The 24439-nt window shown below is 64.2% G+C and carries 24 protein-coding genes and 1 pseudogene; 1 reads left to right on the top strand and 24 read right to left on the bottom strand.

The features are described from left to right. Positions 1-2: 2 nt before the first annotated feature. The 17 genes from RMN95_RS07725 to RMN95_RS07645 form a co-directional block, all read right to left on the bottom strand. Positions 3-377, bottom strand: a complete 375-nt coding sequence (locus tag RMN95_RS07725; protein ID WP_309616356.1) for an FKBP-type peptidyl-prolyl cis-trans isomerase — start codon at positions 375-377, stop codon at positions 3-5. Between the two features lie 62 nt (positions 378-439). Further along, positions 440-1099, bottom strand: a complete 660-nt coding sequence (gene rpe, locus RMN95_RS07720; protein WP_309616355.1) for a ribulose-phosphate 3-epimerase — start codon at positions 1097-1099, stop codon at positions 440-442. Positions 1100-1112: 13 nt separating this feature from the next. Further along, a complete protein-coding gene (locus RMN95_RS07715) occupies positions 1113-2471 on the bottom strand; it encodes a transcription antitermination factor NusB (RefSeq protein WP_309616354.1) in 1359 nt (452 codons plus the stop codon). Then, a complete protein-coding gene (gene fmt, locus RMN95_RS07710; protein WP_309616366.1) occupies positions 2468-3412 on the bottom strand; it encodes a methionyl-tRNA formyltransferase in 945 nt (314 codons plus the stop codon). The genes RMN95_RS07715 and fmt overlap by 4 nt, the downstream gene beginning before the upstream one ends. A gap of 125 nt (positions 3413-3537) precedes the next feature. Next, positions 3538-5574, bottom strand: coding sequence for a primosomal protein N' (locus RMN95_RS07705; protein WP_309616353.1), 2037 nt, complete (start codon positions 5572-5574; stop codon positions 3538-3540). Next, positions 5574-6770 (bottom strand): methionine adenosyltransferase, encoded by a 1197-nt coding sequence (gene metK, locus RMN95_RS07700; RefSeq protein ID WP_309616352.1) that lies wholly within the window; start codon positions 6768-6770, stop codon positions 5574-5576. The genes RMN95_RS07705 and metK overlap by 1 nt, the downstream gene beginning before the upstream one ends. Positions 6771-6791: 21 nt before the next feature. Further along, entirely contained in the window at positions 6792-7988 is a 1197-nt protein-coding gene (gene coaBC, locus RMN95_RS07695) for a bifunctional phosphopantothenoylcysteine decarboxylase/phosphopantothenate--cysteine ligase CoaBC (protein ID WP_309616351.1), read from the bottom strand. Positions 7989-8028: 40 nt separating this feature from the next. Next, a complete protein-coding gene (rpoZ, locus tag RMN95_RS07690; protein ID WP_309616350.1) occupies positions 8029-8289 on the bottom strand; it encodes a DNA-directed RNA polymerase subunit omega in 261 nt (86 codons plus the stop codon). Positions 8290-8386: 97 nt separating this feature from the next. Continuing rightward, positions 8387-9295, bottom strand: coding sequence for a guanylate kinase (gene gmk, locus RMN95_RS07685; RefSeq protein WP_309616349.1), 909 nt, complete (start codon positions 9293-9295; stop codon positions 8387-8389). After that, positions 9292-10140, bottom strand: coding sequence for an orotidine-5'-phosphate decarboxylase (pyrF, locus tag RMN95_RS07680; protein WP_309616348.1), 849 nt, complete (start codon positions 10138-10140; stop codon positions 9292-9294). Before pyrF ends, gmk begins: the two co-directional genes overlap by 4 nt. Continuing rightward, positions 10133-13480 carry a carbamoyl-phosphate synthase large subunit gene (gene carB / locus RMN95_RS07675; RefSeq protein ID WP_309616347.1) on the bottom strand — a complete coding sequence of 1116 codons (3348 nt, stop codon included), beginning with the start codon at positions 13478-13480 and terminating at the stop codon, positions 10133-10135. The genes pyrF and carB overlap by 8 nt, the downstream gene beginning before the upstream one ends. Beyond that, positions 13480-14616, bottom strand: coding sequence for a glutamine-hydrolyzing carbamoyl-phosphate synthase small subunit (carA, locus tag RMN95_RS07670; RefSeq protein ID WP_309616346.1), 1137 nt, complete (start codon positions 14614-14616; stop codon positions 13480-13482). The genes carB and carA overlap by 1 nt, the downstream gene beginning before the upstream one ends. 16 nt (positions 14617-14632) lie before the next feature. Continuing rightward, positions 14633-15121 (bottom strand): hypothetical protein, encoded by a 489-nt coding sequence (locus tag RMN95_RS07665; protein ID WP_309616345.1) that lies wholly within the window; start codon positions 15119-15121, stop codon positions 14633-14635. Further along, positions 15114-16424, bottom strand: coding sequence for a dihydroorotase (locus RMN95_RS07660; RefSeq protein WP_309616344.1), 1311 nt, complete (start codon positions 16422-16424; stop codon positions 15114-15116). The genes RMN95_RS07665 and RMN95_RS07660 overlap by 8 nt, the downstream gene beginning before the upstream one ends. Next, positions 16421-17389, bottom strand: coding sequence for an aspartate carbamoyltransferase catalytic subunit (locus RMN95_RS07655; RefSeq protein ID WP_309616343.1), 969 nt, complete (start codon positions 17387-17389; stop codon positions 16421-16423). The genes RMN95_RS07660 and RMN95_RS07655 overlap by 4 nt, the downstream gene beginning before the upstream one ends. Then, positions 17386-17913, bottom strand: coding sequence for a bifunctional pyr operon transcriptional regulator/uracil phosphoribosyltransferase PyrR (gene pyrR / locus RMN95_RS07650; RefSeq protein WP_309616342.1), 528 nt, complete (start codon positions 17911-17913; stop codon positions 17386-17388). Before pyrR ends, RMN95_RS07655 begins: the two co-directional genes overlap by 4 nt. 56 nt (positions 17914-17969) lie before the next feature. Then, positions 17970-18854 carry a LysR family transcriptional regulator ArgP gene (locus RMN95_RS07645; protein WP_309616341.1) on the bottom strand — a complete coding sequence of 295 codons (885 nt, stop codon included), beginning with the start codon at positions 18852-18854 and terminating at the stop codon, positions 17970-17972. Between the two features lie 74 nt (positions 18855-18928). Here RMN95_RS07645 and lysE point away from each other — a divergent pair, with 74 nt between their 5' ends. Further along, positions 18929-19534, top strand: coding sequence for an L-lysine exporter (lysE, locus tag RMN95_RS07640; protein ID WP_309616365.1), 606 nt, complete (start codon positions 18929-18931; stop codon positions 19532-19534). A 30-nt stretch (positions 19535-19564) separates the two neighbouring features. Here the strand turns inward: lysE and RMN95_RS07635 are convergent, their stop codons facing one another. The 7 genes and pseudogenes from RMN95_RS07635 to RMN95_RS07605 form a co-directional block, all read right to left on the bottom strand. Then, on the bottom strand, positions 19565-20389 hold the full coding sequence (locus RMN95_RS07635) for an ABC transporter permease (RefSeq protein WP_309616340.1): 825 nt from the start codon (positions 20387-20389) through the stop codon (positions 19565-19567). 58 nt (positions 20390-20447) lie between these two features. Further along, positions 20448-21485 carry an aliphatic sulfonate ABC transporter substrate-binding protein gene (locus RMN95_RS07630; protein ID WP_309616339.1) on the bottom strand — a complete coding sequence of 346 codons (1038 nt, stop codon included), beginning with the start codon at positions 21483-21485 and terminating at the stop codon, positions 20448-20450. A gap of 8 nt (positions 21486-21493) precedes the next feature. Beyond that, entirely contained in the window at positions 21494-22330 is an 837-nt protein-coding gene (locus RMN95_RS07625; RefSeq protein ID WP_309616338.1) for an ABC transporter ATP-binding protein, read from the bottom strand. A 104-nt stretch (positions 22331-22434) separates the two neighbouring features. Continuing rightward, a complete protein-coding gene (nusB, locus tag RMN95_RS07620) occupies positions 22435-22848 on the bottom strand; it encodes a transcription antitermination factor NusB (protein ID WP_309616337.1) in 414 nt (137 codons plus the stop codon). A gap of 30 nt (positions 22849-22878) precedes the next feature. Next, complete coding sequence (gene efp / locus RMN95_RS07615; protein ID WP_309616336.1) at positions 22879-23442, bottom strand: elongation factor P; 564 nt, start codon at positions 23440-23442, stop codon at positions 22879-22881. Between the two features lie 71 nt (positions 23443-23513). Beyond that, positions 23514-23951, bottom strand: coding sequence for a type II 3-dehydroquinate dehydratase (locus RMN95_RS07610; RefSeq protein WP_309616335.1), 438 nt, complete (start codon positions 23949-23951; stop codon positions 23514-23516). A 44-nt stretch (positions 23952-23995) separates the two neighbouring features. Then, positions 23996-24439 (bottom strand): annotated as a pseudogene (locus tag RMN95_RS07605) (3-dehydroquinate synthase); the annotation flags it as partial.

Here is a 24439-nt window from a genome sequence, read left to right as displayed (position 1 = left end):
GCTTACTTGACGCCGAGCAGGTCGATCACGAAGGTGAGGGTGCGCCCGGAGAGGCGGTGTCCGCCGCCGGCGGGACCGTACGCCAGGTGCGGCGGTGCAATAAGCTGGCGGCGACCGCCGACCTTCATGCCGGGAATTCCCTCCTGCCAGCCCTTAATGAGTGAGGCGAGAGGGAAGTTGATCGACTGGCCGCGGCTCCAGCTCGAGTCGAATTCTTCGCCGCTGACAAAGTCAACGCCGAGGTAATGAACGTCGACCGTTGATCCGGCCTGGGCCTCGGCCCCGGTTCCCTCTTCGATATCGATGATCACGAGATCGGCGGGCTCGGGGCCCTCATAGAACTCGACCTCGGGCTTGGTTCTTGGTGAATCTGTCATGGCCCTAGTCAATCAGATCAGGACCGGACGGCCGATACCTCGATGCCACGGCGCCCACGTCGTCAGTGCGAGTGCTGCTCCGCGAGTGATCTCAGCAGATCGATCCGCCCGGCCGGGTCATCGGAGCGAAAGACCGCCGAGCCCGCTACGAAGGTATCGGCACCGGCCTCCGCCGCGACCGAAATCGTCTCCTCGTCAATGCCGCCGTCCACCTCAAGCCAGATATCGAGACCCGACTTCATTACAGCGGAGCGCAGCAGCGCGAGCTTCGGCATCGTCGATTCCCTGAAGCTCTGCCCGCCAAATCCTGGCTCCACGGTCATGACGAGCACCTGGTCGAACTCCGGCAGCAGCTCGAGGTAGGGCTCCACCGCCGTGCCGGGCTTGAGGGCGATCCCCGCACGCGCACCACTCTGGCGCAGTCGTCTGGCGAGAGCGACAGCATCCCGTGCAGCCTCGGCGTGGAAGGTGACCGAATACGCGCCCGTCTCCGCGTATTCCGGCGCCCAGCGGTCGGGATCCTCGATCATCAAATGCACGTCAAGCGGGCGGGTCGACACTTCCTGCAGCCTGCCGACCATCTGTAGGCCGAAGGTGAGGTTGGGCACGAAATGGTTGTCCATCACGTCGACGTGGATGAGGTCTGCGTTGCTGATGCTTGCAACATCCCGCTCGAGATTGGCGAAATCGGCGGCGAGAATGCTGGGGTTGATTCGAACCATCCTGCGAGCCTACCTAGGCCCTGGACAGCAACTGGATGAACATGCCGTCGGTGCCGTGACGATGCGGCCACAACTGCACATGCGTGGCATCCGGCAAATCCAGGGGCTCCTTCGCGATGCCCTGCAACACGGCCGGAGTGTCCATTCGCTCCACGTGAGCGGCTTTCCTGAGTACCGAGGTGACGATCGCTTTCGTCTCGGCGGCGTGCGGCGAGCACGTGACGTAGGCAAGTATTCCGCCGGGTTTTAAGGCGACGATCGCCGAGGTCAGCAGTCTGGACTGGAGGTTGCCAAGACCGGCGACGTCGCTGGGCTGCTTACGCCAGCGAGCTTCGGGGCGACGTCGCAGAGCGCCCAGGCCTGTGCAGGGAGCATCCAGAAGTATTCGGTCAAACGCCCCTGGATATAGATCGCCGATGCTGGTGCCGTCGAGCTCCCAAACCTCGGGGGGAGAAGCGAACACCGCGAGGGCCTTGCGCACGAGTTCGGCTCGTGCGGGAACGAGCTCGTTGGCCGTGAGGATGGCACCGCCGGAGGCCGCCTCAGCCGCAAGCAGCGCGGCTTTGCCTCCCGGACCCGCGCAGAGGTCGAGCCACTGCTCTCCGGGGCGAATCGGGCGCGCCCTGCTGAGCGTGAGCGCGGCGAGCTGTGAGCCCTCATCCTGTACGCGGGCCCGCCCCTCGCGAACGGCGGGAAGGTTCAGGGGGTCGCCATGGTCGAGGATCGCCCCGACCGGCGAAAACGGGGCAGGCCAGGCATCAAGTTCGGCAGGATCTGATTCACCGGGGAGCGCCGCGATCGAGACTCGCGGTGCAACGTTGTCGGCGGCAAGGGCACTTTCGAGCTCAGCTTCACGCCCCTCGGCCACCAACACCTGCCGGATTGCGCGGGTGACCCAGAGTGGATGCGAGAACTCAAACGCGAGGGCCTCCTCACCTGACTCCGCCTCGGCCAGCACCCGCTTGCGCCAGGTCTCTGCGTCACTTCGGGTGATGGTGCGCAGCACCCCGTTGACAAACCCCACGGCGGAGTTCGAGCCAACGGTCTTCGCCAGCTCGACCGACTCATCGACGGCGGCGTGTTGCGCCACCCGCAGGGACAGCAGCTGATGGCAGGCGAGCCTGAGCACGTCGAGGATGGCAGGGTCGATCTTATCGGTGCTCCGCTTCGCTGCCATCGCGATCACCCGGTCGTAATACCCCTGCATCCGCAGAGTGCCGTAGGTAAGCTCTGTCGCCAGCGCCGCATCGGCCTCTGATAACTTTGCGCGTCCGAGGCGCACAGGCAGCAGCAGGTTGGCGTACGCATCCGAATCACGTACCGCCATGATCACGTCGAGCGCAATACGGCGGGCCGGTTGGGGCGGGCTCACTTCGTTCTCTCCGGGGTCATGGTCGCGAGTGTCGTGAGGTCAGCGCCGGGACGACCGCGCCACCAGGACGCCGCATCCATAGCTTTTCGCCCCGCGGGGTGCACGGTGATAACGCTCAGCGGCTCAGTCGAGGTACCGATCAGGACTTCCCTGTCGACGAACTGCACCTCCCCCGGCTGCAGCTGCGCCCGATCGCGGGCCACGGCGGTCTCAAGAATCTTGAGTCGGGCTCCGTCGATGGAGGTGAACGCGCCCGGCTCCGGGGTCACTCCCCTGATCATCGCGTGCACAGCGGTGGCGGGCTCACGCCAGTCGATGTCACCGTCGGCGATCGTCAGCTTCGGCGCGAGTGTCATCTCCCCCACCTGCGGTTCGGCTCGAGCTGAGCCGTCGGCAAGCGCATCCACTACCCGCAGCAGTAGCTCTGCTCCGGAACCGGCGAGCGAGTTGAGGAGATGGCCTGTGGTCTGGTGCGCTCCGATTGTTTCGGTCATCCTGCCGTAAATATCGCCGGCATCAAGCTCGGGGACGAGCTGGAATACCGTGGCGCCGGTCACGTCGTCGCCCGCCATGATGGCGCGTTGCACCGGAGCGGCTCCGCGCCAGCGCGGCAGTAGCGAGAAGTGAAGGTTGATCCAGCCGAGTCGCGGAGCGGACAGCAGCGGCTGTCGCACCAGAGCGCCATACGCCACGATCACGCCGAGATCCGCGTCCAGGCCCTGAACCAGCTCTGTCGCCTCCCCCGCTAGCCTGTTCGCCTTGATCACGGGAATGCCCGCGTTCGTTGCCTCGGCAGCGACGGGCGTCGCGGTGAGCACCCCACGCCGCCCCTGCGGCGAGTCTGCGCGAGTGATAACCGACACGACCTCATGCTGCGACCGGCGGAGAAGCCGCAGGCTCGGGACGGCTGCAGACGGGCTGCCAGCGAACACGAGTCGCAGCGCTCGAGTCGTCGGGGCAGCAGGAGAGAGTGGTGGTGATAAAGACATTGCGCTAAGTCTCTCGCGTATTGGTGGCGGTGGCCGTCACAGCGATGCTCGAACGTGCCCTCTGGGCGGGACCCCGGTCAGGACTCGCCGAATGGTTCGACGTCGTCCAGCCGGATGCGGAGGCTCGGTGCGGCGGATGCGAACCCGTGCGTACCCCCCGGGCGCTTGCGACGTGAGGTCGCCGAACGCACCAGTTCCGAGCGTAGGGATGCCGCGACATTAACTCCCCTGGCGTAATCGAATCGCAGAATCGTACGAACCATCGCGGGCTCCGAGCCGACGGTGCCGACCGTGACCGGGCCCAGTACATCAGTGCCCTCGACCCCCGAGCCGGCCACGGCTGCCGCAACGGCGTCGATGGTCCCGGTGATCGTAGCAACCCTGATGGCGGGGGGAAATCGAAGACTGCGACGATCAGCCAGCTCGGCGCGCGCATAATCGACCTGTCGCCAGGTGACCAGAGTGGATGCCAGTGCACCCCCAACCCCGACGAGCACAGTGGACGCGCCCCCTGCCGCCAGTGCCACCGCATTCGACCACCACCGCAGGCAGTCTTCCCCCACTCGCAGGCTCTCGCGTGCCACCATCTGCTCGCCGTCGAGAAGGAGAACGGCCCGGTATCCCCCCGCAGCGATGGGTTCTGCTCCACGGGTAGCAATGATGAGAGCTGGCTCGCGGCCCACTGCCTGCACCTGGTGATCACCGTCCGCGACGATCACTCGTACGCCGGGGAACGCCCGTCCGAGATCTTCGGCGGTGCGAGTCGAGCCGGTGCCCATAAACCGCAATTTCTCGCCCTCGCAGTGCGGGCATTTCCAGGCCGCGGCCAGGGCACCGCACCAGGCGCATGCCGGGACGGAGCGCGCGGACTTCTGCACAAGGGGGCCCTCACAGCGCTCACAGCGTGCCGTCTGCTGACAATCGGCGCAGGCGAGTCGAGGGGCGTATCCAGGCCGTGCGACCTGCACAAGCACGGGGCCCGTCTCGAGACCCGTTCGAGCGATTTTCCATGCCGACGAGGGAATACGTGCCTGCGCGGCCAGTCGGTCCCCCGCTGTTTGCTGGGTAGTTGGAATCACCTTCGGCAGCTGCAATGGTGTTGGTGACACCGATCTGACCCAGCCGATCTCGACCAGCCGTTCGATTTCGGTACTTCGCGTGTGGCCCAGGAACATCAGCGCACATGACTGCTGTTCCTGCCGTAGCAGCGCCGCATCGCGGGCATGCACGTAGGGACTCAATGGCTCGTTGTGGAGCGAATCCCCGTCATCCCACAGGGCGATCAGCCCAAGCAAGCGTGCCGGTGCATAGATGACCGAGCGGTTGCCGATGATCACGAGTGGCTCGTCGCGGAGGCACCGCAGGAACGCGCGATAACGCTCGGGGTTCGACTGCCGTGCGTCGAGTCGCACGATCGATGATGGCGGCAACACGGCCTCAAGGGCCGCTTGAAGTTGTTCCTGGTCGCGGTAGTCCGGCACAACCAGGATTGCGCTGCGCCCCGCAGAGAGAGTGGCTGCGGCCGCCGCCGCCATTGTAACGGCCCATCCGCCCACCCACACGGCGGGGCGCCCGGCACTATGAACTTCGCGCACCAGTGGCACTGCATCGACAGCGAGACGTTCGTTTGCGGCGATGGATGCCTCGAGAACACCAGCGCCGTAGGACTCGATGGCGCCGACGGCGCCTGGTGTCGCCGGGGGGATTCGGTCTTCGGCAAGAAATGTGGTTTCTACGCGAACCTGACGCTTCGGAACAGCAAGTCTGATGATGTCCGACGCTGACCCCGCGGCGCGATCGGCGGCCTTTCGTGCCAGCGCCCACACCTCCGGGGTGAGCACGCGAATCGGCGACACCACAGATTCCAGTTCACTCAGGATTCCCGCGTAGTCGCCCCTCGGGGAGATGTCGACGATGATTCCATCGGCGACTCGCCCGGCCGAGCGCAACGGCACGCGCACGCGCACTCCTGGCACCGCCGACTCGCGGAGTTTCTCAGGAATTCCATAGTCGAAGAGCCTGTCCAGCTGTGGCAGGGGCGAGTCGATGAGAACTTTGGCGACAAATGACACCATGGCATCTGCGGGCACCCTGACGATGGATGCCTCGACCATTAGATTCCGCTGGCTGAGCGTAACGCGGCCACCCGGTCGGTGCGCTCCCAGGTGAATTCGGGAAGCTCACGACCGAAGTGGCCATAGGTCGCGGTGGCGGCATAGATGGGTCGAAGCAGGTCGAGGTCGCTAATGATCGCTCCGGGGCGCAGGTCGAAGACGCTTTGGATTGCCTCGATGATTCTGTCTTCGTCGACATGCGCGGTACCAAAGCTCTCGACATACAGGCCGACAGGCGAAGCTTTACCGATGGCGTAGGCCACTTGCACCTCGAGACGGTCGGCGAGCCCGGCCGCGACGGCGTTTTTCGCAACCCAGCGCATCGCGTAGGCGGCGGAGCGGTCGACCTTTGAGGGGTCTTTACCGCTGAAGGCTCCACCTCCGTGTCGCGCGGCGCCCCCGTAGGTGTCGACGATGATTTTTCGCCCGGTGAGCCCGGCGTCACCCTGTGGCCCGCCGATCTCGAATCGGCCTGTCGGATTGATTAGCACGCGCAGGTGTGACGAGTCGAGGTGTGACATGGCGAGGACGGGGCGCACCACGAGTTCCTCGATCTCACGCCGCAGGCGCTCGGTCGTTACGTCGGGAGAATGCTGTGTCGACAGCACGACGGTGTCGACGGTGCGGGGAACCACGCCGTCATATCCGACAGTGATCTGCGTCTTGCCGTCGGGCCTCAGGTAGTCAACAGTGCCCTCGTGTCGCACTGCTGCGAGCTTCTCGGCCATCCGGTGAGCGAGCCAGATCGGAATCGGCATGAGTTCGGGGGTCTCGTTGGTGGCATAGCCGAACATCAAACCCTGATCGCCTGCACCCTGCACGTCCCCATCGTCGGCGCTGGACTGCTCACGACTCTCGATGGCATGGTCGACGCCCTGGGCGATGTCCGGAGACTGGCCACCGATGGAGACCGAAACACCGCAGGAGCGACCGTCAAACCACACGTCCGACGAGTTATAGCCGATCTCGGAGATGCGCTTGCGCACGATCGCCGGGATGTCGACGTACCCTGACGTGGTCACCTCGCCCGCAACGTGCACGAGCCCCGTGGTCACGAGTGTTTCGACGGCAACCCGGGCATTCTTATCGACAGCGAGCAGCGCGTCGAGGATGCTGTCACTGATCTGGTCACAGATTTTGTCCGGGTGCCCCTCGGTCACCGATTCGGACGTGAACAGGCGCAGTGGTGAACTCATACCGTGGACTCCTGGAGGTGTTTAGCGTTCGGACAGCAGGTCAAGAATACGGTTGGCTACCGACACCTTTGTGCCCGTTGCCTTCGCCACGAGTGTGCCACTCGCGTTGATGATCGACACCGAATTGTCGAATGTGGAGAAACCTTCGCTCCAGCCAACCCTGTTGACGACAAGATAATCAGCGCCTTTGCGGGCGATCTTGACTCGACCGAGTTCGAGCAGTTTCGTCTCATCCGGTTCTGTCTCGGCCGCAAACCCAATGATGACCTGGCCGTCGCTTTTGTGCTTACTGAGCTCGGCGAGAATGTCGGGATTCCTGATCAACCGAAGGTCGAGGACGTCGCCCTGGGTCTCTTTCTTAATCTTCGACTGCGCAACAGTGTCCGGTCGATAGTCGGCAACGGCGGCCGCCATAATGACCACGTCAGCCGACGGGGCTTCCCTCCCGACTGCGGAGGCAAGCTCCAGGCTCGTTCTGACGTGTGTCACGGTGATGGATGCCGGTGGATCGACCTCGAGGTTCGCAGCGATCAATGTCACCTCGGCTCCCCGCGCCCCGGCAGCCTGGGCCAGCGCTACGCCCTGTCGACCACTCGAGCGGTTGCCAATGAACCGCACGGGATCGAGCGGCTCACGAGTGCCCCCCGCGGTGATGAGGATCCGGAGTCCGGCGAGGTCCTGAGGCGTCAGCGACGCGAAAGCGGCCGCGACGATCTGCTCGGGTTCCGACATGCGGCCCGGGCCCGAATCCGCGCCGGTGAGCTGGCCGACGCTCGGCCCCACGATCACGATTCCGCGGCCGCGGAGTGTCGCAATGTTGGCGACTGTTGCCGGGTTCTGCCACATCTCGGCGTGCATTGCCGGGGCGATGACCACCGGGGCAAGGCTGGCGAGAATGGTGTTGCCGAGCAGGTCATCGGCAAAACCACCGGCGAGCTTCGCGATGCTGTTCGCCGTTGCCGGGGCGACGACGATCAGGTCAGCAGCCTGACCGATGGCGACGTGTCGAACCTCGGAGACCCCGTCATACAGGTCCGAGTGAACCAGATTTCTGCTGATGGCTTCGAGAGTCGGACGACCCACGAACCGCAGGGCATTCTCGGTGGCCACGACATGAACGTCGTGACCCGCGAGAACGAACGCCCTGACGACCGACACCGCCTTATATGCGGCGATACCGCCGGTGATGCCCACAACGACATTCAGCCGCGCGCGCATCGAGGAATCTCCGAGTTCGGGGTGAGCGAGCCGAAGATGGTTACTCTGAGCTCAGTCGCTTGAGTTCGAGCTTATTTTCGTTGATCTCGTGCAGCGCAACCGACAGCGGCTTGTCTTCGATCGTCGAATCGACGAGTGGCCCGACGTTGTCGAAGAGACTTCCTTCGTTAAGGTCGGCGTAGTAGTCGTTGATCTGGCGAGCGCGCTTCGACGCAAAAATGACCAGTTGGTATTTTGAGTCGACTTTCGACAGAAGTTCGTCGATGGGCGGATCGATGATTCCGGAGTGCTTGTCAACCATGGAGGCTCCTTGCCTATTGTAAACACGCAGCCTCGAGCATATATGGCTTCGTGACGGTGATGAATCTGTGTCGGTGGTGGGACGGCTACCGCGAATATCAGCGGGAAGCTGAGGCGCCGGCGGGCGCGCCCATTAATTCTACGACCTCTCGGGCCGCCTGACCGACTTCGGTGTTCACGACTTTCGCGTCGAACTCATCCTGTGCGGCGAGTTCGACACCAGCCGTGGTGAGTCTGCGCTGTTGTTCTTCGGGCTGCTCGGTGCCACGGCCGACGAGCCTGCGCACCAATTCGTCCCAAGTCGGCGGGAGAAGGAATACGAGCAGCGCCTCGGGCATGGCAGCCCGAACCAGCCTCGCGCCCTGAATATCAATCTCGAGCATGACCCGCTTCCCAGCTGCGAGTGCCTCGTCGATGGGCGGCCGAGGCGTGCCATAGCGGTAGGAATTGTGTACCACGGCCCACTCGAGCAGCTCACCATCGGCGATCTGACGGTCGAATTCCTCGTCGCTGACGAAGTAGTAATGCACCCCGTCGATTTCGCCGGGGCGAGGAGCGCGAGTGGTCGCTGAGACGCTCAGCATGACGTCAGGATGATTCTCACGAATGTATGTCGATACCGTTCCCTTTCCCACCGCGGTGGGGCCCGCCAGCACGAGGAGACGGCTCGGTTCTGCCCCTTGCCTGCGCAGGAGATAATCCCGTAGCCGGATTCGCTGGCGGTGGCCGAGTCCTCCAACACGCTTCTTATCAGAGATGCCTAGCTCGGCCATGACCCTGCTTACTCGCGTCGGTCCGAGGGTCGGCACACTTGTCAGCAACTCGGTCACCCGCAGGCCTGCCTCGGCGCTGGCCGGTTCGGCCCATCCGACCTGTGCCGCAGCGAGAGCGGTTTTCTCCCTCGACGCGATGGAGTGCTTGACGGCCGCCCTGGCACGTCGTGCCGCGATCGCCGCTCGACCGGCGGCTGCCCTGTCGACCTCCGGTGGCGCCGGTCGCGGGGTCATGATCCTGCCACCCCGATAAGCAGCCCTGCCTGGCGGGTGAGTTCGCTCCTGAGGCCATCCGGGCCTGCCCTTAGCACGCTGCGGCTGACGTTGACGACGACGTTACGGCACACGGCTCCGTACAGCACCGAAAGGTTGGTCACCTGAGCACCCTGTTCACCGAAACCCGGCCCGAGAATCGGAGTCGACTCAAGTTCGCCGACACGAATTCCGTAGTCGTGGAACGCGACTGTCGCACCTATTACTACCCCCGTCGAACCGAGGCCGGCCGCGGTCGAGTTGAGCAGGTGCACCTCTGCGACAATACTCGCCGCCACCGTCCTCCCGACACTTCCTCCTCGATCGAGTACGGCATTCTGGGGCGCCACCGATTCCGGATTCGAGGTGGCCGCCAGCACAAACATTCCCTTATCACCCGCTTTCGCAAGCTCGAGGGCCCCCGAAAGCGAGCCCACACCCTGATAGGCGGAGACCGTCATGGCGTCAACTTCCAGAGGCGACCCTGGCGTGAGCCACGCCGCACCGTAGGCCGCAACGGTGGAACCCACGTCGCCGCGTTTGGCGTCGGCGATGATGAGGAGCTCCGCAGCGCGAGCGGCGGCGAGTACATCCTCGAGCGCCGCGTACCCGGCTGAACCGTGACGTTCGAAGAAGGCAACCTGCGGCTTGATAATGCCCACAGCTCCGGTCGCGGCATCCACGCACCGAAGCCCAAACTCGCGAAGACCGGCGGCCGTGTCGGGAAGCCCCCACGACTCGAGCAGGAACTCGTGTGGGTCGATTCCGAGGCAGAGTTGCCCGCGTGCGGCGAAGACGCCCTCGAGTCTTTGTCCGAAACTAGGCATATGCCGCGTTCGATCGTGCGGGGCGCGGCGTCTGATTCTGAGACTGAGTCAAGCGCAGTGCCCGGTCGGTCGCGTAGTCCTGAAGGGAACGAACCTCAAACCCGTCGCGAATCGCTTCGAATGACGCGACGGCGGCGCCCAACTGGGCGATGGTGGTGAAGAGAGGCTTATCCGCCGCGACCGTCGCCGTGCGAATCTCATAGCCATCCGCCCGCGCGCTCCGGCCGCTCGGCGTATTGATGACCACATCGACCATGCCCTGGTTGATGAGTTCGACTATGGAGGGCTCCCCGTCGACGACCTCCTGGCCCATGAAATATTTGCGCACCACTCGGGCCTCGATGCCGTTGCGGGCGAGCACCTCGGCCGTTCCCTCGGTGGCAAGAATGCTAAAGCCGAGCTGGCTGAGCCTGAGCACGGGCAAGACAATCGCGCGCTTATCCCGGTCGGCCACGGAGACGAATACGGCCCCGCTCGCGGGCAGCCCGCCATAGGCCGCCTCCTGGCTCTTGGCAAACGCCCTGGGGAAGTTTGAATCGATCCCCATGACCTCTCCGGTGGAGCGCATCTCCGGGCCGAGCACCGAGTCAACCACGTGGCCTTCGATGGTGCGGAAGCGCTTGAAGGGCAGCACCGCCTCCTTGACTGACACGGGGGCATCCATCGGCACGATCGATCCGTCCTGAACCGGCAGCATGCCGTCGGCCACCAGTGACCGGATGTCGCGGCCGACCATGATCAGGGCCGCCGCTTTGGCGAGCGGGATTCCGAGGGCCTTGGACACGAACGGCACGGTGCGGGATGCCCGGGGGTTTGCCTCCAGAACGTAGAGGATTCCCTGGCCGATGGCGAACTGCACGTTGATGAGCCCGCGAACCCCGATGCCGGCTGCGATCCCCCGTGTCGCCTCGCGGACACGGTTAATCACGTCGCGGCCGAGTGTTACCGGAGGCAGAGTGCACGCGGAGTCGCCGGAGTGGATGCCCGCCTCCTCGATGTGCTCCATGATTCCGCCGATGTACAACTCGGTGCCGTCATACAGGGCATCGATATCGATCTCGATGGCGTCATCGAGAAACCTGTCGACGAGGAGCGGCGAGCCCGGCGCGATGATGGCCTGGTTCGCGACTCGTTCGAAGTAGTCGGCCATCGATTCCGTGTCGTAGACGATCTCCATGCCGCGGCCGCCGAGTACATGTGACGGACGCACCAGCACGGGGTAGCCGATGTCCTCGGCGATGGTGATGGCTTCGGAGCGGTTGGTGGCCGTGCCGTTCTTGGGGGCGATGAGACCGGCGTCATCCAGAATTCTCGAAAACTGCCCGCGCTCTTCGGCGAGATCGATCGCCTCGGGGGTGGTGCCGAGGATGGGCACCCCCGCGTCTTTCAGGCCCTGGGCGAGGCCCAGGGCGGTCTGGCCGCCGAGCTGTACTATCACGCCGACGATGTCTCCCGAGGCCGACTCCGCATGGATGATTTCGAGCACATCTTCGAGAGTCAACGGCTCGAAGTACAGCCGATCACTGGTGTCGTAATCGGTTGACACCGTTTCGGGATTGCAATTGATCATGATGGTCTCGAAACCCGCATCAGACAGCGCGAACGAGGCGTGCACGCACGAGTAGTCGAACTCAATACCCTGGCCGATGCGGTTCGGGCCCGAGCCCAGGATGATGACTTTGCGCCGATCACTCGGCGTCACCTCGGTCTCAAGATCGTAGCTTGAGTAGTGGTACGGGGTGAGGGCAGGAAACTCTCCGGCGCAGGTATCAACGGTTTTGAACACCGGACGAACGCCGAGCTGCCAGCGCAGGGCACGCACCGCCGATTCCTCGGTTCCGCGAAGCTGGGCAATCTGCAGGTCGCTGAAGCCGTGATCCTTGGCGAGCCGCAGCACGCTCTCATCGAGAGTGCCGGCGGAGGCCACATCACTCGCCACCTCGTTGATGAGAGCGATCTGGTCGACGAACCACGGATCGATCCCGGTGGCCTCGAATACCTCCGCTGTGGTCGCCCCCGCACGCATGGCCTGTTGGACGGTGACAATGCGCCCATCGGTCGGGACCGCGGCGGTCACGAGAAGTTCGGCCCGGTCGCCGGGTTCGCCCTCCCAGTGAAAACTGCTGCCTCGCTTTTCTAGTGAACGCAGCGCCTTCTGCAGGGCGGTGGAGTAGTTGCGGCCGATGGCCATTGCCTCCCCCACCGACTTCATAGTGGTGGTGAGTCGCACGTCGGCGGCCGGGAACTTTTCGAACGCGAACCTGGGCACTTTCACCACGACGTAGTCGAGAGTGGGTTCGAAGGAGGCCGGCGTGACCTTTGTGATGTCGTTGGGGATCTCGTCGAGTCGGTAGCCGATCGCGAGTTTCGCGGCGATCTTCGCGATGGGGAATCCCGTTGCCTTGGATGCCAGGGCGCTCGACCGCGACACACGAGGGTTCATCTCGATCACGATGACACGGCCACTGGCAGGATCGATGGCGAATTGGATGTTGCATCCACCGGTATCGACGCCGACGGCGCGGATGATATCGATTCCGATGTCGCGCAGGTTCTGGTACTCACGGTCGGTCAGCGTCAGGGCGGGAGCGACCGTGATGGAGTCTCCGGTGTGCACTCCGACCGGGTCAACGTTCTCGATAGAGCACACCACCACGGTGTTGTCGGCGGTGTCGCGCATGAGTTCGAGCTCGTATTCCTTCCACCCGAGAATCGATTCTTCGAGAAGCACCTCGGTGGTCGGGCTTTGATGCAGGCCGTCGGTGACCATGCGCACGAGTTCGCCGCGGTCGTAGGCGAATCCGGACCCGAGACCGCCCATGGTGAAACTAGGTCGGATCACCAGCGGGTATCCGAGGTCGTCCGCAAATCCGACGGCCTCATCCACGGTGTGGGCGATGTAACTCTTCGCGACCTCGGCGCCGCAATCCAGCACCAGCTGCTTGAAGATCTGGCGGTCCTCGCCCTTATTGATCGCCTCGAAGTTGGCGCCGATCAGTTCAACGTTGTATTTCTCGAGAATGCCGTGCTTGTGCAGTTCGATCGCGGCGTTGAGCGCAGTCTGGCCGCCCAGGGTCGGCAGGATGGCGTCGGGCTTCTCCCGGGCGATGATGGTTTCGATCACTTCCCAGGTGATCGGTTCGATGTAGGTTGCGTCCGCGAAATCGGGATCGGTCATGATCGTGGCGGGGTTTGAATTGACTAAGATGACCCGCACGCCCTCCTCGCGGAGCACCCGGCAGGCCTGCGTACCCGAGTAATCGAACTCCGCGGCCTGGCCGATGACGATCGGGCCCGAGCCGATCACCAGGACCGAATTGATGTCTGAACGCTTGGGCATTACTCGCCGTCCTTGCTCTTCAGGACCATGTCCCGGAAGCGATCGAAGAGGTAGTTGGCATCGTGCGGTCCGGCTGCTGCCTCCGGGTGGTACTGCACGGAGAAGGCCGGGATGTCGAGGGCGTTGAGGCCCTCGACGACGTTGTCGTTGAGGTTCACGTGACTGACTTCGACGCGACCGAAGCCGGCCGGGCTGTCCGAGATCACGCCGATCGGGGCATCCACGGCGAAGCCATGATTATGACTGGTGATTTCCGTGCGGCCGGTGGCGACATCGATAACCGGTTGGTTGATTCCCCGGTGTCCGAACGGGAGCTTATAGGTGCCGAAACCCAGTGCGCGACCGAGCAACTGGTTACCAAAGCAGATTCCGAAGAAGGGCAGGCCGCGCCTTAGCACATCCTGGAGCAATGCGACATGTCCCTGGGATGCCGCGGGGTCGCCGGGCCCGTTCGAGTAGAACACCGCCACAGGGTCGATCGCGAGCAACTCATCGATCGAGATTGACTGCGGCAGCACGTGCACTTCGAAGCCTCGCGCGACGAGGTGGTTGACGGTCGAGGTCTTCACCCCGAGGTCCAGTACGGCGAGGCGACCGATGCTGCCGGCCGTCGATGCCACAACGTAGGCGACCTTCGTCGACACCTGGGCCGAGAGGTTCTGGCCCGACATCAGCCCGGCCTCGCGCACGATGGCGAGCTGGGACTCAGGGTCGAGACCCGCATCAACCCCCGAGAAAATTCCGCCGCGCATCGAACCCGCGTCGCGAAGCCGCCTCGTGACCGCCCTGGTGTCGATCCCGCTGATTCCGACCACGGCTTCGGTGACCAGCTGGTCGTCCAGCGACCCCGTCGCCCGGTAGTTGGAGACGACACGACTGGGGTCGCGCACCACGTAGCCGGATACCCAGATGCGCGACGACTCCCTGTCTTCCCCGTTGACGCCCGTGTTGCCGATGTGCGGCGCAGTCATGACGACGATCTGTCCCGCATAGCTCGGATCGGTCAGTGTCTCCTCGTAGCCGGTCATGCCTGTGGCGAAGACCACCTCCCCGAGGGTGCGACCCGTCGCGCCGTAGGCACGACCCGGATAACGAGTACCGTCCTCGAGTACCAGGACTGCTGGTTCGAAACTCACGCGGCCTACTTTCACGTCAACGGGATTTTCTGTCGGCGAGCAATGACCGTGCGGCCCGCTCGAATTCTGTGGGCTCCGCCATCCGGAGGTAACTGTCGACCACCCGGTCACCGAGCATCCACTCGATGAGGTGCAGGCCATCCTTTTCGACGACACGGTCGATGGTCCAGGTGGCCCTGCGGACGTCGCGGAGATCGCCGAGCGGGATGAACAGGTCTTTACCCGGCAATTGCAGCAGGATGCCGGTCTCGGCCACCACCGCGGTGACGTTGCTGCGGAACCCGAGCCCGTGCACGGCGATGCGATCGAGTGGATCGCCGCTCGCGGTCGTCGCGACGTACTTTCCGTCGAGAGTCGTGAGGACGGTTCCGAGGTCTGCGGGAGCCTGCTGAAGTGGCACGATGTCGCGCTGGCGGCGTCGGCGGGCCATCCAGCCGAGCACCATAAGCAGCAGCAGCAGCGCGAGGAACATCACGACGGTGGCCTGCAGGATCGTCCTATCCACGAGCGCCACCGCTCCTGGATACGGTGTCAGCATCGACGAGCTCGCCGTCACTCACCGTCAGGTAGCCGTCGTGGATGGTCGTGATCACTCGACCAGGAAGCTCGCGACCGAGGTACGGGGAGTTCACGCCCTTGCCGCGCAGGTCGCTTCTGGCAAAGGTGCGGGAGGCTGCGGGGTCGTACAGCGTGAGGTTCGCCGGACTCCCGGCTGAGAATGCCGCGTCGTAACCGGCGAGCCGACCGATTTCGGCGGGCTTCGACGACAGAACCCTCGCGATATCGGACCAGTCGAGCAGTCCGCCCTGCACCACAGAGGCGTGCACGACGCTCAGCGCGGACTCCAGCCCGACCATGCCGTTGGCCGCCTCATCCCAGGCGCACTCCTTCGCCTCCACCGGATGCGGGGCGTGATCGGTGGCGACGATGTCGATGGTGCCATCGGCGAGGGCCTCCCTGAGGGCCAGCACGTCTTCATCTCGCCTCAACGGTGGGTTCACCTTGAATCGTGAATCGTAGCTGCGCGCCAGTTTTTCGGTGAGCAGCAGGTGGTGCGGTGTGACCTCGGCCGTGACATCCACCCCCCTGGCTTTGGCCCAGCGGATGACGTCGACTGAACCCGCAGTCGAGACGTGGCAGACGTGCAGTCGCGCACCGACGTGCTGCGCGAGAAGCACATCGCGGGCGATGATCGACTCCTCGGCCACGGCGGGCCAGCCGGCCAGGCCGAGCTCGTTGGAGAGGGCGCCCTCGTTCATCTGGGCGCCGAGCGTCAGTCGCGGATCCTGTGCGTGCTGGGCGACGACTCCTCCAAAGGTGGTGACGTACTCGAGGGCGCGGCGCATGAGCAACGCGTCATGCACGCAGTGTCCGTCATCTGAGAACACGCGAACCTGTGCGCGCGACTGCGCCATCGCGCCGATCTCGGAGAGCTGCTCCCCCGCAAGGCCGGCAGTCACGGCGCCGATCGGACGCACCGTGACGTAGCCGTGCCGCTCACCCAGGGACCGCACCTGCTCGACGACGCTCGCAGTGTCCTGCACCGGCAGCGTGTTGGCCATCGCGAAAACCGCCGTGAAGCCACCGATAGCCGCGGCGCGGGAACCGGTGAGCACGGTTTCGCTCTGTTCGAACCCTGGCTCTCTGAGGTGGGTGTGCAGATCGACGAGCCCAGGGAGCGCGAGGAGTCCTGCTGCGTCGATCGATTGCGCGCCAGTGGGCGACTCAGCGACGAAGCGACCGTTCTCGACGAACAGGTCTGCAGAGGTTCCATCGGGCAACTGTGCTCCGATAATCCTGATGCTCATGCGCGGGCCTCGTGCGCCTGTGACGGCGCGGTTCCAGAAAGCAGGTGATACAGCACGGCCATCCTTATCGATACCCCGTTGGCGACCTGCTCGAGCACGGTCGATTGGGCCGAGTCAGCGGCGCCGGAGGAGATCTCAAGCCCGCGATTCATGGGCCCTGGGTGCATCACCATGCTAGCCGCAGGAAGACGGGCGACCCGTTCGTCGTCAAGCCCCCACTGGCGGCTGTACTCCCGCGCGTTCGGGAAAAACGCGGCAGTCATGCGTTCGGCTTGGATGCGCAGCATCATCACGACATCGGGACCGGCATCGACCGCTTCATCGAGATCAAAGGTGACGGTTGCGGGCCACCCCTCCGTGCTGACGGGCAGCAGGGTCGCGGGGGCGACGAGCTTCACGCTCGCGCCGAGAGTGGAGAGCAGCCAGAGATTGGATCGCGCCACCCGTGAATGCACGATGTCGCCCACGATGGCGACCGTGACTCCGTCGAGAGCCTTGCCGCGCGACGAAGCGCCGTGCAGCCGCTTGCGGATCGTGAACGCGTCCAGAAGCGCCTGCGTCGGATGCTCGTGGGTGCCATCGCCGGCATTGACAATGCCGGCGTCGATCCAGCCGCTGTCTGCCAGCACCCTGGGAGCCCCGGATGCCCCGTGCCGGATGACCACGGCATCCGCGCCCATGGCGGCGAGCGTCTGGGCTGTGTCCTTCAGGCTCTCGCCCTTCGACACGCTCGAACCCTTCGCGCTGAAGTTGATGACGTCTGCGCTGAGTCGTTTTGCCGCGACCTCGAACGACACCCGCGTGCGCGTGGAGTCTTCGAAGAAAAGGTTGACGACGGTCTTACCACGCAGGGTCGGGAGTTTCTTCACCTCGCGACTCGCGACATCCGCCATGTCTTCAGCGATGTCGAGGATTGCGACGGCCTCGTCGCGGGACAGGTCCTTGGTCGACAGCAGGTGCCTCATTCGATCGTCACCTCATCGACGCCGTCGATCTCGGCCAGTCGGACCATGATGCGCTCCGAGGTCGAGGTGGGCAGGTTCTTGCCGACGAAGTCGGCCCTGATCGGAAGCTCACGGTGACCGCGGTCCACCAGCACCGCGAGCCTGACGATGCGAGGTCGCCCGAGGTCGCTCAGCGCATCGAGTGCCGAGCGGATGGTGCGACCCGAATAGAGCACGTCATCGACGAGCACGACGGTCTTGCCGTCAATGCCACCGGCGGGGATGGTCGTCGGTTTGGGGGCTCGAGTGGGATTCTTCGCGAGATCGTCACGGTACATGGTCACGTCGAGCGATCCGACGCTGACGGTTCCCGGCTCTATGACGTTCAGGATCCCGCACAGTCGGGTCGCGAGCGTTACTCCGCGAGTGGGAATGCCCAGAATGACGAGCCCGGCCGATCCCCGATTGGACTCAAGGATCTCGTGGGAGATGCGAGTCAACGCTCGGGTGATGTCAGCCTGCTGCAGCACAGGGCGTGCAGTCATTCTGACCTCCTTCCCCGTCTCTCTGGACGGAACTTAAAGGATGTCTATTTCGCCCACTATAGCGTGCTTCCTTCGGCCCGACCGGGCGCACCCGAGGCGACGGCCACGGCAACATCAGCCAGCGCCCTGGAGTCGAACGACCACTGTTGCCAGTACAACGGCACCTCGATCGGTGATCCCCCGAGCACGACGAGGTCTCCGGATGACACGAGGCCGGCCGCCTGCTCGTCGGGCAGCATTCCCCAGCCGAACCCCAGGACCACGGCCCGGAGGAAGTCGGCAGACCCCGGCACGTAATGGCGCGGCGGCGACCGGGGATCAACACCGCGGGAGTGCAGGTATTGCTCCTGCAGAGTGTCTTTACGGTCGAAGACGATCATCGGCGCGACCGCGAGTGAAGTCCTGGCTGGCCCGTCGCAATCCCAGGCCCGCACAAAGTCTGCGCTGGCCGTGGCTCGGTAGGTCATGCCGCCCACGCGGGTCGAGATGCACCCCTGCACTGGTTCGCTCACCGACGTGACGGCCGCCATGACTGTGCCTTCCCGCAACAGCGCCGTGGAATGCGCCTGGTCTTCTCGCGTGATGTCGAAGGTGACGCCATCGACAGAGGCAACGGCATCCAGAAACCAGGTCGCCAGGGAGTCCGCGTTGACCACGATCGGAATCGTGGTCACCACCTGTGAGCCCGGTTGAAGCGCCGCGGCGGTCTCGAGTCCCAACAGCTCGACCTGCCGCGCCATGCGCATGACGATGCTGCCCGAGTGAGTGAGCCTGACGGGTTTCGATCGAACCACGAGCACCCGGCCGACCTCGCTCTCGAGTGCTTTGATCCGCTGGCTGACAGCGGAGGCCGTGATTGACAGCGATCGGGATGCTGCCTCGAAACTGCCGCCATCGACGACAGCCGTGAGCGCTTTGAGTTGATCGGTGGGCAGCTCCATGCTGAAGAATTCTAATGGTCACTAAGAATCATTAGTTAGCCTAATTTGCAATCGGGTAATAGGTTTTAGGGGTGATCTTCTCCGCCGCCATTGCCGGCTTCTTCTCGGGCGCCGCGCTCATCATCGCCATCGGCGCGCAGAACGCCTTCGTGCTTCGGCAGGGAATCCGCCGCGAGCATGTGCTGCCGATAGTCGTCGTGTGCGCCCTGTCTGACGCGATCCTCATCGCGCTCGGCGTCGCCGGGATTGGAACGCTCGTCACCGCGGCACCCATCGTCCTCGAGATCATCAGGTGGACTGGCGTTGCCTTCCTGGTCGGCTATGCGATTTTCGCCGCGCGCAGGGCTATCCGCCCGAGCGCCCTCGTGGTCGGCAAGAGCGATGCGATCACTCGCACGGCGGCGGTGGCGACGGTCCTCGCGCTGACCTGGCTCAACCCGCACGTGTACCTCGACACGGTACTGCTGCTCGGTTCGCTGTCGACCGCTCATGGGCCCGAGGGCCGCTGGTGGTTCGCGGGCGGGGCCATTCTGGCCAGTCTCGTGTGGTTCACCGCGCTCGGCTTCGGCGCACGACTGCTGCGCGGCTTCTTCGCCACACCGACGGCGTGGCGCATCCTCGACCTCAGCATTGCCGTCGTCATGCTCGTGCTCGCCGTGCGCCTCGCCCTGCCACAGTAAGCGCACTGCGCGGCCCCATCAGGAGCAGGCTCAGGCCCAGCGCTTCAGCAGGTACCGCTCCAGAAGCCCAATGAGCGCATCGGTCGACTTGCCGAGCAGCGTTAGCAGCACTATTGCGAGAAACGTGCGGTCGAGCCGACCGTTGTTGGCAGAATCACTGAGCAGAAACCCGAGACCCATGGATGCCGCGATCAACTCGGCCGCGACCAGAAACAGCCACGACTGCGCGAGTGCGAGCCTGAGCCCGGACACGATGCTCGGAACGACGGCGGGAAGCTGCACCTGCCGCAGCAGCTGGAGCCGTCCCAGTCCGTATGCGCGACCGAGCTCGACGAGCTGTGGATCCACGTGCCGGAGCGCTCCGGCCACCGTCGTGTAGACCGGGAACAGCGCACCGATCGCGATGAGGGTGACTTTCGAGTCTTCATTGATGCCCAGATACAGGATGAGCAGGGGAACCCAGGCGAGCGACGGCACGGCCCTGAACGCGCCGATGGTGGGTGCGAGAACCGCGCTGGCGACCCTGGACAGGCCCACGAGTGATCCGAGGACGAGCCCGATGCTGGCACCGGCAACAAAACCGATCAGCACACGCTGCACAGAAATGCCTACGAACTGGCCCAGTTGTCCACGCTCGGCGAGGTCGATGGCCGCAAGCCAAACGCTCGTCGGCGACGGAAGCCTGTAGGCCGGAACGAGCCCGGTCGCAGAGATGAACTGCCAGCCACCGAGCAGCAGCACCGGAAGCGCGAAGCCGAGGGTGATCATCCATGGTCTCGGGTGCCGGTCACCCCGGCGCCGCTGGCCGGTCGCGGTGCCGGCCGCTGAGTATCCGTAGGCCGAGACGTCATGCACCAGGCTCGCAGCCGACGCGGATATCGAGTCCGCAGTGAGGGGGCGGGTGCGAGTGTCCTCAGCCAATGAGCGTGGGATCTGCATTGTTGACGAACTCGGTGCTGAAGAGCGAGTCGAGGGCGGAGTCGATGAGGTCCTGGCTCGCGACGTCTCCCGATTCGACGAAGATCGGGCCAATGAAGGCGAGCACATCGTGCTGCTTCTTGCCTGGCTTCGGGTCGACCTCGAGGTTGGTGCGATCGGTGATCACCGAGGTGGCGATGGCGGGGTCGATCCCGGCGACCGAGGCGAGAATGCCTGCGGTCTCTTTCGGGTTGGCGATGGCGTACTCGCGGGCCTTCTCGTACGCGTCGACCACGAGCTGGGCGAGGTCCGGGGACTTCTGCAGGAAGCTCTCCGTGGCGTTCAAAAAGCCATAGCTATTGAAGTCGATGTTGTCGTAGATGACCTTCGAACCGGCGGTCGCGACACTCGTCGAGAGCAGCGGGTCGAGCCCGGCCCACGCGTCCACGGCGCCGGACTCTAACGCAGCCTTGCCGTCGGCGTGCTGAAGGTTCTGCACGGTCACGTCGCTGAGTGACAGGCCGGCTTCACCGAGGGCCTGCAGCAGGAAAAAGTACGGATCGGTGCCCTTTGTTGCGGCAATCGACTTACCCTCCAGCTCGGCCACAGAAGTAATCGTGGAACCAGCGGGAACCAGGATCGCCGCCCAATTGGGCTGGGAGTAGATGTCGATAGTCCGGATGGGAGATCCGTTGGATCGCGCAAGCAGCGCCGCCGAACCGGCTGTCGATCCGACGTCGATCGCACCGGCACGCAGGGCCTCGTTGGCCTTATTGGAACCGGCGGACTGCACCCAGTTGATGGTGACTTTGCCGTCCGTGGCATCCTCGAGCCAGCCCTGGTCTTTGATGATCAGGCTGAGCGGGTTATAGGTGGCGAAGTCGATGTTCAGGACATCCGCGCTCCATTCCCCGGGGAGGGTGCTCGCTGGCTCCGGCTCGGCGACAACACCCGAACCTTCTCCGGCGCAGGCCGACAGTGCGATGGCTACCGTTGCGGCAATAGCGATCAGAGGCAGAATCTTTTTCTTCACGGTGTTCCTCAGAATGTGTGGACGGGGTGGTGGGTTGGCACGCCGAGCCCCTCCAGGAGCTCGGCACGCAGGTGCGCCAGGGACAGGTCACCGCGATCGCGCGGTCGGCTTCCCGGGACGGTGATGACAGAGCGGATCACCGCTCCGGAGTTGCTGGGGTGCCCGGGCTCAACCCCGAGCAGCACGATGCGGTCTGCCAGGTACAGGGCCTCATCGACGTCGTGGGTGACGAACAGGATGGTGGCGGGCTCTGTGGCGTGGATATCGAGCAACAGGTCCTGCATGGTGAGTCTGGTCAGCGCATCGAGTGCTCCGAATGGCTCGTCAAGCAGTAGCACTCCCGGTCCACGGGCCAGGGCTCTGGCGAGGGATGCACGCTGGGCCATGCCGCCGGAGATGTGGCGCGGGCGGAGGCCAGCGGCATCCGTCAGCTGTGCGAGTTCGAGCAGTTCGGCGACCCGGTTTCGTCGTACATTTCGCGAAATACCCTTCGGCAGCCCGAGGTCCACATTGGCCCCGATAGATCGCCACGGCAGCAGCCGCGGCTCCTGGAAGGCGATGGCTGAGCGCTGGTCGATCCCCGTGAGCGCCGTGCCGCCGACGCTGACGGTTCCGCTGTCGGGAACATCGAGTCCGCCCACCTGGCGCAGCAGCGTCGACTTCCCGCTGCCAGAGGCGCCGATGAGCGCGACGATTTCACCGGGTGCGATCTCGAGTGATACTTTCCGCAACACTCGGCGCGGCTCAGCCTCCGACGAAGCACCGGCGAAGGTGCGCTCGACGTTGATGAGAGACACCGACAGCGCGGCGGCACTGGCGTGGGAGGTAGCTATCGCTGTGGTCACCCCTGCAGGTTATGGGCTGGGGCTAACCACTCCACAGCCAGGACGTAACCCTGCGTCATGCTCTTCCTGGCGACCGCGCAAAGATCAGTTGCGGCTGGCGGCGATCAGTTGCGGCTGGCGGCGATCCGTCCCAGCAATCCATTGACGAAGCCCGCCGAGTCGTCGGTGCTGTGCAGTTGTGCCGATTCGACGGCCTCGGAAATCGCGACGCCGTCAGGAACCTCGGTGTTGTACAGGATCTCCCAGACGCCGATGCGCAGCAGGGCCCGGTCGATCGCGGGCATGCGCGCGAGAGTCCAATCCTGCGCATAGGTCTCGATCAATTCATCGATCTCATCACCATGCTCTGTGATGCCGATGACGATGTCGCGAGCGTACGGCCAGGACGATGCGCGCTTCGCGTCACCTTCGGCCCGGGCCTGCTCGGCGGCCAGAACGGTATTGATGGATTCCTCGCGAACATCGGCGCCATAGAGAACGTCGAGGGCACGTTTGCGTGATTTGGTGCGCGCTCCCACTAGCGGGCTGCTCCTGTCGCTGCGGTGGTCCTAGTCATTGACTCGGCCGAGGTATGAGCCGTCGCGAGTGTCGACTTTGACCTTGGTTCCCTGCTCGAGGAACAGCGGAACCTGGATCTGGTAGCCGGTCTCGACAGTGGCAGGCTTTGTGCCACCCGTGGAGCGGTCACCCTGAAGGCCCGGCTCCGTATAGGTAATTTCCAGGGTGACGGATGCGGGCAGCTCGACATACAGCGGATCGCCGTTGTGCAGGGCGATGGTCACGTTCTGGTTCTCAAGCATGAAGTTGGCCGCGTCGCCAACGTTGGCCGGCGAGAGGGTGATCTGGTCGTAATTGCCCATGTCCATGAAGACGAAGTTGTCGCCATCCCGGTACAGGTACTGGAAGTCTGCCCGATCGACGACCTCGGTTTCGATCTTCGCGCCCGCGTTGAACGTACGGTCGACCACCTTGCCACTCATGACGTTTTTGACCTTGGTGCGCACAAACGCGCCACCCTTGCCCGGCTTTACGTGCTGAAAGTCGATGACGGTCCATAGCTGGCCGTCCATGTTGAGAACGACGCCGTTCCTGATATCAGCGGTTGAAGCCATGAGTGTGTTCCGTTCGTTTGTGCCGGATGCCAGTAATTCACGAGGCGAAGACCGACCCGTAATTCTACGTGTTAGCCGAGCCTCGAGCGAACGAAAGCCAACGCCAGACTGTACGAGTCGAACCCCAGCCCTGCGATAGTCCCGGTCGCGACGGCCGAGATGACACTGGTGTGACGGAATTCCTCGCGCGCGTGCGGATTGCTCAGATGCACCTCGATGAGAATCAGCCCCGCTGCGGTTACCAGTTTCGCCGCATCGCTGAGGGCGTAGGAGTAATGGGTGAATGCCGCCGGATTCAAAATGACCGGGTACTTCGAGTCGACAGCCTCGTGCAGCCAGCCGATGAGAGTCGCCTCGTCATCGGTTTGCCGCAGGTCTATGGTGAGTCCGGATGTCTCGGCCTCCAGCCGCGCCTTGAGGTCGTCGAGCGTGCCACTGCCGTACACGTCTGGCTCACGACTGCCGAGACGGCCGAGGTTGGGGCCGTTCAGAATGAGGACCGTGGACATGGGTTCGAGTGTATCCAGTGTCTGCGGCGTGGCCCGACCGGGGCTCAGACGCCAACTTCCTGGTACGCGGCGTACAGCATGGCTTCGTCCGGCCCCGCGAGCACGGTCGGCTTGCCGACGTCATCCAGCACGATGAATCGGATCATGCCAGCGCGCGCCTTCTTATCGCGCTGCATGGTTGCCAGCAGGGTGTTCCAGCGTCCGAGCGAGTAGTCGATCGGCAGAGTCAGTGATTCGAGGATGCTGCGGTGACGGTCGACGACGCCATCGGACAGAGAACCGGCGAGCCGGCCCAGCTCGGCGGCGAAAACCATGCCCACGCTGATAGCAGCGCCGTGCCGCCAGCGGTAGCGTTCGGCATGCTCGATGGCGTGACCGAGGGTGTGGCCATAATTGAGGATCTCGCGCACACCAGACTCCCTGAAGTCCTCACTCACGACTCGCGCCTTGAGACCGATCGACAACTCGACGACGCGACGAAACTCGGC

The organism is Salinibacterium sp., assembly GCF_031364185.1.
Classification (GTDB): domain Bacteria; phylum Actinomycetota; class Actinomycetes; order Actinomycetales; family Microbacteriaceae; genus Rhodoglobus.
This window is presented reverse-complemented; position numbering and strand designations above follow the sequence as displayed.

What these genes read in the sequence shown, in the direction of transcription:
- RMN95_RS07725 (WP_309616356.1), bottom strand. Translation starts at nt 377, where the DNA reads ATGACAGATTCACCAAGAACCAAGCCCGAGGTCGAGTTCTATGAGGGC.
- rpe (WP_309616355.1), bottom strand. Translation starts at nt 1,099, where the DNA reads ATGGTTCGAATCAACCCCAGCATTCTCGCCGCCGATTTCGCCAATCTC.
- RMN95_RS07705 (WP_309616353.1), bottom strand. Translation starts at nt 5,574, where the DNA reads ATGGTCGAGGCATCCATCGTCAGGGTGCCCGCAGATGCCATGGTGTCA.
- metK (WP_309616352.1), bottom strand. Translation starts at nt 6,770, where the DNA reads ATGAGTTCACCACTGCGCCTGTTCACGTCCGAATCGGTGACCGAGGGG.
- coaBC (WP_309616351.1), bottom strand. Translation starts at nt 7,988, where the DNA reads ATGCGCGCGCGGCTGAATGTCGTTGTGGGCATCACCGGCGGTATCGCC.
- rpoZ (WP_309616350.1), bottom strand. Translation starts at nt 8,289, where the DNA reads ATGGTTGACAAGCACTCCGGAATCATCGATCCGCCCATCGACGAACTT.
- gmk (WP_309616349.1), bottom strand. Translation starts at nt 9,295, where the DNA reads ATGACCCCGCGACCGGCGCCACCGGAGGTCGACAGGGCAGCCGCCGGT.
- pyrF (WP_309616348.1), bottom strand. Translation starts at nt 10,140, where the DNA reads ATGCCTAGTTTCGGACAAAGACTCGAGGGCGTCTTCGCCGCACGCGGG.
- carB (WP_309616347.1), bottom strand. Translation starts at nt 13,480, where the DNA reads ATGCCCAAGCGTTCAGACATCAATTCGGTCCTGGTGATCGGCTCGGGC.
- RMN95_RS07660 (WP_309616344.1), bottom strand. Translation starts at nt 16,424, where the DNA reads ATGAGCATCAGGATTATCGGAGCACAGTTGCCCGATGGAACCTCTGCA.
- RMN95_RS07655 (WP_309616343.1), bottom strand. Translation starts at nt 17,389, where the DNA reads ATGAGGCACCTGCTGTCGACCAAGGACCTGTCCCGCGACGAGGCCGTC.
- pyrR (WP_309616342.1), bottom strand. Translation starts at nt 17,913, where the DNA reads ATGACTGCACGCCCTGTGCTGCAGCAGGCTGACATCACCCGAGCGTTG.
- RMN95_RS07645 (WP_309616341.1), bottom strand. Translation starts at nt 18,854, where the DNA reads ATGGAGCTGCCCACCGATCAACTCAAAGCGCTCACGGCTGTCGTCGAT.
- efp (WP_309616336.1), bottom strand. Translation starts at nt 23,442, where the DNA reads ATGGCTTCAACCGCTGATATCAGGAACGGCGTCGTTCTCAACATGGAC.
- RMN95_RS07610 (WP_309616335.1), bottom strand. Translation starts at nt 23,951, where the DNA reads ATGTCCACGGTCCTCATTCTGAACGGCCCCAACCTCGGCCGTCTCGGC.